At 73.4% G+C, this 5,363-nt stretch carries 2 protein-coding genes; both read right to left on the bottom strand.

From position 1 onward, the window contains the following. The coding region (locus tag BG482_RS39740; RefSeq protein ID WP_141746729.1) for a type I polyketide synthase at positions 1-2,076 on the bottom strand (2,076 nt) is incomplete at its 3' end. A 79-nt stretch (positions 2,077-2,155) separates the two neighbouring features. Further along, positions 2,156-5,314, bottom strand: coding sequence for an SDR family NAD(P)-dependent oxidoreductase (locus BG482_RS39735; protein WP_141746728.1), 3,159 nt, complete (start codon positions 5,312-5,314; stop codon positions 2,156-2,158). Positions 5,315-5,363: the final 49 nt, after the last annotated feature.

Genomic DNA, 5,363 nt, shown 5'->3' with positions numbered 1-5,363 from the left:
CCGCCACAACCCCGCCAACGACACCATCACCGCCCACAACACCGGCTGCACCACATCAACCCGCCCCAACGCCTCCTCATCACCCAACACATCAACCAACGACCACCCCACAAACGGCGCCAACGCCTCCCCACACCGCCCCATCCACTCCGCGAACACCACCGACTCCGACAACAACCCCAACGCCATCCCCACCCACTGCGCCCCCTGACCCGGAAACACGAACACCACACCGGAAGAACCAGGAGCAGTGGTCGGTACCGAGGTGTTCTCGGCCAGGGCGGTGAGGCGTTCCAGTGCCTCCTCGCGGTGGCCGGCGACCACCACGCCCCGGTGGGCGAACGCGGTGCGTGAGGTCAGGGAGAGGGCGACGTCCTGCAGTACGGTCTCGGGCCGGTCCTCCAGGAACGCCGCGAGCTGCCGCGCTTGGGCGCGCAGGGCGTCGGGGGTCTTGCCTGAGAGGGCCAGCGGCACCACGCCCCGGGGCACGGCCCGTTCGGCGGCCGCCGGTGTGGATCCGGTGGACGCGGCGGGTGCGTCGGGTGCGCCGGATGCCTCGGCTTCGGGGTCCGCGGGGCCGGACACCTCGGAGGCGGACACCTCGGACGCGGGCACGTGGGACACGGGTGCCGCAGACACCGGTGCCGCGGCCACGGGCGCCTCGGACACCGGTGCCGCGGACGGCGCGGGCTGCGCGGACTCGATGACGATGTGGGCGTTGGTGCCGCTGAGGCCGAAGGACGACACACCGGCACGCCGCGGCTCGTCGCGCTCCGGCCACTCCCGCGCCTCCGTCAGCAGCCGCACCGCACCCGCCGACCAGTCCACCTCAGGCGTCGGAGCGTCCACGTGCAACGTCTTCGGCAGCACACCGTGCCGCATCGCCTGCACCATCTTGATCACACCCGCCACACCGGCCGCCGACTGGGCGTGACCGATGTTGGACTTCAGCGAACCCAGCCACAGCGGGCGGCCGTCGGCGGGCCGCTCCTGACCGTAGGTCGCGAGAAGGGCCTGCGCCTCGATCGGGTCGCCGAGGGAGGTACCGGTGCCGTGCGCCTCCACCACGTCGACGTCCGCCGCGGACAGCCGGGCGTTCTCCAGCGCCTGCCGGATCACCTCGCGCTGGGCGGGGCCGTTGGGCGAGGTGAGGCCGTTGGACGCGCCGTCCTGGTTCACGGCGGTGCCGCGGACGACGGCCAGGACGTCGTGGCCGTTGCGGCGTGCGTCCGACAGCCGCTCCAGCAGCAGGACGCCCACGCCCTCGGAGAAGCCGGTGCCGTTGGCGCCGGCCGCGAAGGCGCGGCACCGGCCGTCCGGGGAGAGACCGCGCTGGCGGGAGAACTCGACGAACATCTTGCTGTCGGCCATCACGGCGGCGCCGCCGGCCAGCGCCATCTCCGACTCGCCGGTGCGCAGGGACTGGACGGCGAGGTGGATGGCGACCAGCGACGAGGAGCAGGCGGTGTCGACCGTCACCGAGGGGCCTTCGATGCCGAGCGTGTACGACACGCGGCCCGAGGCGAAGCTGCCGGTGCTGCCGCGCCCGAGGTACGCCTCCAGATCCTCGGGGACCTGTCGGACGCGCGGGGCGTAGTCGTGGTGCATGACGCCGGTGTAGAGGCCGATCCTGCGCCCGCGCAGGGAGGCAGGGTCGATGTTGGCGCGTTCGAAGACCTCCCAGGAGGTCTCCAGGAGCAGCCGCTGCTGCGGGTCCATCGCCAGCGCCTCGCGCGGCGAGATCCCGAAGAACGGCGCGTCGAAACCGGCCACGTCGTCGAGAAAGCCGCCCTCACGGACGTAGGACTTGCCCGGTACGTCGGGGTCCGGGTCGTACATGCCCGCCAGGTCCCAGCCGCGGTCGGCCGGGAAGGGGGTGATGCCGTCGACGCCGTCGGCCACCAGCCGCCAGAGGTCCTCGGGGGAGGTCACTCCTCCCGGCAGACGACAGGCCATACCGACGATGGCGATGGGTTCCCACGCCTTCTCCTCGACCTCGCGCAGCCGGCGGGTCGCCTGACGGGCGGTGGCGACGGCCTTGTTGAGGTATTCGCGGTACTTCTTGTCGTCGGGCACGGTGAAGGTCAGCTCCTAGAGAAAGACTTCTGACGGCGGGCGGGCGGCGGGCGCGGCGGGCGCGGCGGGCGCGGCGGCGTCAGGAAGCGGTGAACTCGTTGAACTCGTTGTCGATGATGTCGAAGACCTCGTCGTCGGTGACCGAGTCGAGGTCGTCGTCGGTTTCGTCCTGAGCGGTGTCCGGGGACCACTTGGCCAGCAGGACCTGCAGGGCGGCGGTGACCTGGGCGCGGACCGCCCGGTCGTCGGGTACGGAGGCGAGTGCGGCCCTGAGCTTCTCGACCTCGGCGACCGCGCGGTGGACGGCGGGGCCGCCCTCGGGGGCGAGGGCCTCGCGCAGGTGGGCGACGAGCACGGCCGGCGCCGGGTGGTCGAAGAGCAGTGTGGCGGGCAGGCGCAGGCCGGTGGCCGCGGACAGCTTGTTGCGCAGTTCGACGGCGGTGAGCGAGTCGAAGCCCAGCTCCTGGAAGGCACGGTCCGGGTGGATGGCGTGCGCGTCCTGGCGGCCGAGAACGACGGCGGTCTCCGCGCGGACCAGGTCGAGCAGGATTCCGTTCTGGGCGCTCTCCTCCAGGCCGGCCAGGCGCTCGCGCAGGGAGCCGGCCGTGGCGAGGTCGGCGCGCCGGGCGCGGGCTTCGGCCGCCGCGATGCGACGGACCTCGGACACGCCCTGGAGGAGTGCGGAGGGCCGGGGCGCGGTGAACGCCGCGTGGAATCGCTTCCAGTCGATGTGGGCGACGGTGAGGCCGCTCTGGCCTCCTGTCAGGGCACGTTCCAGAGCGGTCAGCATCAGTTCGGGGCGTACGGTCTCGATGCCCTGGCGGCGCAGTTGCGGTGCGGAGCCGGCGTCGACCATGCCGCCGCCGGCCCATGCGCCCCAGGCGATGGAGGTGGCGGTGCGGCCCTGGCCCCGCCTTCGCAGGGCGAGGGCGTCCAGGTAGGCGTTGCCCGCGGAGTAGGCGCTCTGGCTGCCGCTGCCCCAGACTCCGGCGATGGACGAGAAGACGATGAACGCGTCGAGGGGGGTGTCGCCGAGCAGGGCGTCGAGGTGGGCCGCGCCCGCCGCCTTGGCGGACACGACGGCGCCGAAGTCGTCGAGCGTCGTCTCCTGCAGGGTGCCGAAGCCGTTGACGCCCGCGGCGTGGACCACCGTGCGGACCGGGTCGCCGTCCGCGGCGAGCTTCGCCAGCAGGTCCGCCAGGGCCTGCCGGTCGGTGACGTCGACGGCGGCCACGGTGACCCGGGCGCCGGTCCCGGTGAGTTCGGCGGTCAGTTCCGCGATGCCCGGTGTGTCGGTGCCGCGGCGGCCGACGAGGACCAGGTGTCCGGCGCCGGCTGCGGCCATGTGGCGGGCGACGTGCCCGCCGAGGGCTCCGGTGCCGCCGGTGATCAGTACGGTGCCGGTGGTCCGCCTGGGTGTCCCGTCCGGCTGGGGCCGGTGGAGCGGTGTGTGCTCAAGTCGGCGGGCGAGGACCGTGCCGTCGCGCAGGGCGAGTTGGTCCTCGTCGCCGCTGCCGCCGCCGAGCACCGTGGCGAGCAGGGCGCCCGTCCCGGGGTCGAGGGCGGCGGGGAGGTCGACCAGTCCGCCCCAGCGGCCCGGGTGTTCGAGGGCGGCGGCCTGGCCGAGTCCCCAGAGGGCGGCCTGGTCGGCGTTGTGCACCGGGTCGGTGTCGGAGGTGGCGACGGCGCCCTGGGTGGCGAGCCAGAGCGGCGCCTCGACGCCGGCGTCGCCGAGCGCCTGGACCAGGGCGAGTGTCGCCGCGAGACCGCCGGTGACTCCGGGGAGTCCGGGGTGCTCGCTCTCGTCGAGGGCGAGCAGGGACAGCACGCCGGTGAGGGTGGCGCCGTCGGTCACCGCGTCGGTCACCGTGCGGGTGAGGAGGCCGGTGAGCGTGTCGCGGTCCGGTCCGTCGACGGGCAGCGGTACGACGTGGGCGCCCCGGTCGCGGAGGGCGGTGAGGCACGCGGTGACGGTGGTGTCGTCCGTGCGGTCGGCGGGTACGGCGACCAGCCAGGCGCCGGTGGGCGCGGCTGCCGGGTCGGTGATGCCGGCCGGGATCCAGGTCGGGCCGTAGACCCAGTCGTCCAGCCGGGAGGAGGCGGTCTCGCGGGCCAGCCGGGCTCCGGCGAGCTGTTCCTGCGTCACCTGGCGGCCGACGAGGGCGTCGATGCGCGCTACCGGTACGCCGTTCTGGTCGGTGACGGTGACCTGCCAGGTCTCCTCGCCCGCGGGGACGAAGTGCGCCCGCAGGCGGGAGGCTCCGCGGGTCCACAGGGTGATGCCGTTCCAGGAGAAGGGCAGTCGCGGCAGACCGGTGCCGTAGATCAGCGGGGCGTGCAACGAGGCGTCGAGCAGGGCGGGGTGCAGGGAGAAGTGTCCCGCGTCCTCCTGCTGCTGCTCGGGCAGCGCGACCTCGGCGAAGATCTCGTCGTCGCGGGTCCACACTCCGCGCAGTCCGCGGAAGGCGGGGCCGTACTCGTAGCCGCGTTCGGCCAGGTCCGCGTACACGGACTCGACGTCGACGGGTACGGGGGTGGCGCCGGCCGGTGGCCACGCGAGGGCGGCCTCGGCGGAGTCGGGGTCCTCGGGGACGAGGGTGCCGGTGGCGTGGCGGGTCCAGTCGGGTTCGTCGCCCTCGGGTCGGGAGTGGACGGAGACGGTGCGACGGCCCGACTCGTCAGGTGCGCCGAGTTCGACGCGGACCTGGATGCCGCTGTCCTCGGGAAGGATGAGGGGCGCCTCGATGACGAGTTCTTCGAGGGCGCCGCAGTCGGCTTCGGCGCCGGCGGTCAGGACCAGGTCGACGAAGCCGGTGCCGGGCAGCAGGGCGGTGCCCCACACGGCGTGGTCGGCCAGCCAGGGGTGGGTGCGTACGGACCAGCGGCCGGTGAAGGCGAGACCGCCGGTTCCGGGCAGGTCCACGGCGGCGCCGAGGAGCGGGTGTGCGGACGGGGTGAGGCCGGCGGAGGAGACGTCGCCCTCGGCGCGTTGCGACGTCAGCCAGTAGCGCTGGTGTTGGAAGGGATACGTCGGCAGTTGCGTGCGCCGTGCCCCCCGCGCATCGAACGCAGCCTCCCAGTCGACATCCACACCCCCCGCGAACACCTCACCCACCGACCGCAAAAACCGCTCCAAGCCCCCCTCACCACGACGCAACGACCCCACCACCAGACCATCCACACCCACCGCACCCATCGTCTCCGCCACCACAAAACCCAGCACCGGATGCGGACTCATCTCCACGAACACCCGCCGACCCTCACCCAACAAAACCCGCGTCACCTCC

This window comes from Streptomyces sp. LUP30, assembly GCF_001746365.1.
GTDB lineage: Bacteria > Actinomycetota > Actinomycetes > Streptomycetales > Streptomycetaceae > Streptomyces.
The sequence above is the reverse complement of the archived record's forward strand: the minus strand, read 5'-3'. Positions and strand labels throughout refer to the sequence as shown.